Raw genomic sequence first — 2,870 nt, 5'->3', positions numbered from 1 at the left:
AAAAGTAGGTGCGATCACGTCAACTCTGGAGAGTTATAGATGAGTATTATTAAAGAATTTAAAGAATTTGCCATCAAAGGCAATATGATGGATCTTGCCATTGGTGTCATCATTGGTGGTGCATTTGGTAAAATTATTGATTCATTGGTGAAAGATATCATCATGCCACTTATTTCAGTTATTACTGGTGGGGGTGTTGATTTTACGCAGAAGTTTATTGTGCTAGGAGACAATCCAAATAATTTACAGTCGTTAGATCAATTAACGAAAGCTGGTGTCAATGTTTTAACCTATGGTAATTTCTTAACCATCTTTATTAATTTCATTATTTTGGCATGGGTTGTGTTTCTTATGGTGAAAGTAATGAACCGTATTCGTAAACAACAGGAAGTCGCTCCTGAACCAGCAGCAACACCAGAAGATATTCAGTTGTTACGTGAAATCCGTGATGAATTGAAAAAACAGGGTTAAAAATTCCTGAAAATAAAATGGCATCTCGATATGCCATTTTTTATGCCTGATTGAAAAATAATTGGTAAAAGTTATTTGAATAATTGGAGATACTAAACATGGAAAGTTTAATTATTTCACTTTAACATGCTGAAAAATATTAAAGTGGGATAAATCTATGAATCGCTTGTTTGTCTACGGCACACTTTGCCCAAATCGGGAGAATGCCCATATTCTTGCTGGAATAGGTGGTGACTGGGAAAAAGCTTCTATACATGGAACAATTCATATTTTAGATTGGGGACCAGATAAGGGTTTACCAGCCATTATTTTAAATGAAAAAGACGCATTGGTAGAAGGTTATCTGTTTAGCACTGAAAAATTGGCAGAAAATTGGCAAATGCTGGATGATTTTGAGGGTGTGCAATATACAAGAGTGCAAGTAAAAACTATTCTGGATACTGGTGAGATTGTACAGGCATGGACTTATGTGATGAAGGAAATGTAAAGATAGGCTATTTCATTTTAGGAACTTTATAAGGTGCGATTATTTGTGCAAATCTTTTGGTAATTTTGGTTTGAAAATAAGTACCTTTCGCTAACCATATTTGGTCGGCAATAAAACTTTCTACTTGGTCTAATACTAGATCGTGTGGGTAAATGTATAAATCGCCTAATTCAAAGAAAGCAATATAAAGGTTTTTTCCTCGATATTTTTGTGCAAATGAAATACAGCCTTTAAGTTGGATTTTGGCATCTGAAAGACCGCTTATATGTACAGCAATGCAATCTGCACCGTTCCAATCATCATTGAGCCATAAGCAGTTATAGCCATAATCAGCGAGTATTGCTGCCATTTTATGAAAGTTATACGTTTCTTGAGCTTTTGCATTGAGTGATGAGTAGTTTATAGGCTCAAGTTTAATTGGGGTCATCTCAATCCCTCCATACGAAATTTAATTTCAACCAGATGAAAACCAAACTGGCTTTTAATTGGACCGTGTAAGACTCTCTCCGCGGCAGTAAAAACCAGTTTGTCGATCACAGGAACGAGCTGCCCTTTCTTCACTTCACCGAGTTCACCACCACGTTTTGCTGAGTTGCATGTTGAATATTGCTTGGCAATTTTCGCAAAGTCCGCGCCAGAATGAATCCGCTTTTTCAGTTGTTCTGCCAAGTCTTTATCCTTGACCAGAATATGCCGAACAATTGCAGTCTGCATAAATCACTCTCCTTGAGAAAACATTGAAATAACTAAGCTTTCTTATTTAAGGGTTGACACTGTGGGCAGAACACACTGGCGCGTTGTCCCAACTTTAAATTCTCCAGCTTGGTTTCGCAGTTGACACACATTTCACCTGCGCGACCATAAGCAAGCAGCGTTTGTTGGAAATAACCATTTTCCCCCATCGCATTACTATAGTCACGTAAAGTTGAACCGCCAAGATCAATCGCTTGTTTTAGGATGCGCTTGACCTCAATCACCAACTTTTCAACTTGTGCTTGAGTTAAAGTTAAAGAAGGTTGCGCAGGATGAACCCCAATGTTGAATAAACTTTCAGTTGCGTAAATATTACCAACACCTACCACCACATGATTATCCATAAGTGCAATTTTAATACCGACATTCTTCTTATTTAGCTTTTCTAACAAATAAGTCGCATTAAAATCTTCACTTAAAGGTTCTGGACCAAGTGTGTCAATAAGCTTGGACTGATTGTCCTGATCTAGCCAAAGAATACAGCCAAAACGACGTGGATCATGATAGCGCAGTTGAATATCTTCAAAATCAATAATTAAATGATCATGTTTCCGCAATTCGTCACTGGGTTGGCACAAGCGAAAACTACCTGACATGCCTAAATGCCAAAGCATTTGATCTTGTTCGAATTCAGCCAAAATATATTTGGAACGACGTTTGAGTTGAATTAAACGTTGACCAATTAATTTTTCAAGATCATCAGGGATAGGCCAGCGCAAACTAGGATTGTGTACTCTTATAGCTTGTACACGTTGCTCTAAAAGCGGCAGTAAACTGGTTTTTGTGGTTTCAACTTCTGGAAGTTCGGGCATAGTGAGCTCAAGTTGTTTCAACAACAATACAATGAGGGCAAATGTTTTACTTACAATAATATCGACCTTTAATTTTATTTGCTAAGGTTGATAAATACTAGTTTTTGATCATTTTAGTGAATCCCAATGAGATAAGATCAATATTAAAATAACTCATGCTTGTCTTTGAAAATTGCTTTCTTATATTTCAGGTCCATAAGGAATTTCTATGCCTTTAATTAAACTGAATTTTTTATACGGTTGTGTTGCGGTAAGTATGGGGTTGAATAGCTCCTTGGTATGGGCTGCTAAAGTTGATATAGAGACACAGCCAATACAGCAACTTATAGAGATGGATCCGTAAATTT

At 36.9% G+C, this 2,870-nt stretch carries 5 protein-coding genes; 2 read left to right on the top strand and 3 right to left on the bottom strand.

Translation table 11 applies throughout. The features are described 5' to 3' along the window. Positions 1–39 precede the first annotated feature (39 nt). Positions 40–471 carry a large conductance mechanosensitive channel protein MscL gene (gene mscL / locus B4H32_RS03095; RefSeq protein WP_286799824.1) on the top strand — a complete coding sequence of 144 codons (432 nt, stop codon included), beginning with the start codon at positions 40–42 and terminating at the stop codon, positions 469–471. Positions 472–628: 157 nt separating this feature from the next. After that, entirely contained in the window at positions 629–958 is a 330-nt protein-coding gene (locus B4H32_RS03090) for a gamma-glutamylcyclotransferase family protein (RefSeq protein ID WP_004681678.1), read from the top strand. A 7-nt stretch (positions 959–965) separates the two neighbouring features. Here the strand turns inward: B4H32_RS03090 and B4H32_RS03085 are convergent, their stop codons facing one another. Genes B4H32_RS03085 through mutM form a run of 3 tightly spaced genes read right to left on the bottom strand, consistent with a single transcriptional unit; the run spans position 966 to position 2,523 of the window. Next, positions 966–1,385, bottom strand: coding sequence for a hypothetical protein (locus B4H32_RS03085; RefSeq protein ID WP_004681677.1), 420 nt, complete (start codon positions 1,383–1,385; stop codon positions 966–968). Further along, positions 1,382–1,672, bottom strand: coding sequence for a peptidylprolyl isomerase (locus B4H32_RS03080; protein ID WP_004681675.1), 291 nt, complete (start codon positions 1,670–1,672; stop codon positions 1,382–1,384). The genes B4H32_RS03085 and B4H32_RS03080 overlap by 4 nt, the downstream gene beginning before the upstream one ends. Positions 1,673–1,704: 32 nt before the next feature. Next, positions 1,705–2,523, bottom strand: coding sequence for a bifunctional DNA-formamidopyrimidine glycosylase/DNA-(apurinic or apyrimidinic site) lyase (mutM, locus tag B4H32_RS03075; protein ID WP_004681674.1), 819 nt, complete (start codon positions 2,521–2,523; stop codon positions 1,705–1,707). Between the last annotated feature and the right edge of the window lie 347 nt (positions 2,524–2,870).

This window comes from Acinetobacter sp. UBA2063 (assembly GCF_002333245.1).
Lineage (GTDB): Bacteria > Pseudomonadota > Gammaproteobacteria > Pseudomonadales > Moraxellaceae > Acinetobacter > Acinetobacter parvus.
This window is presented reverse-complemented; position numbering and strand designations above follow the sequence as displayed.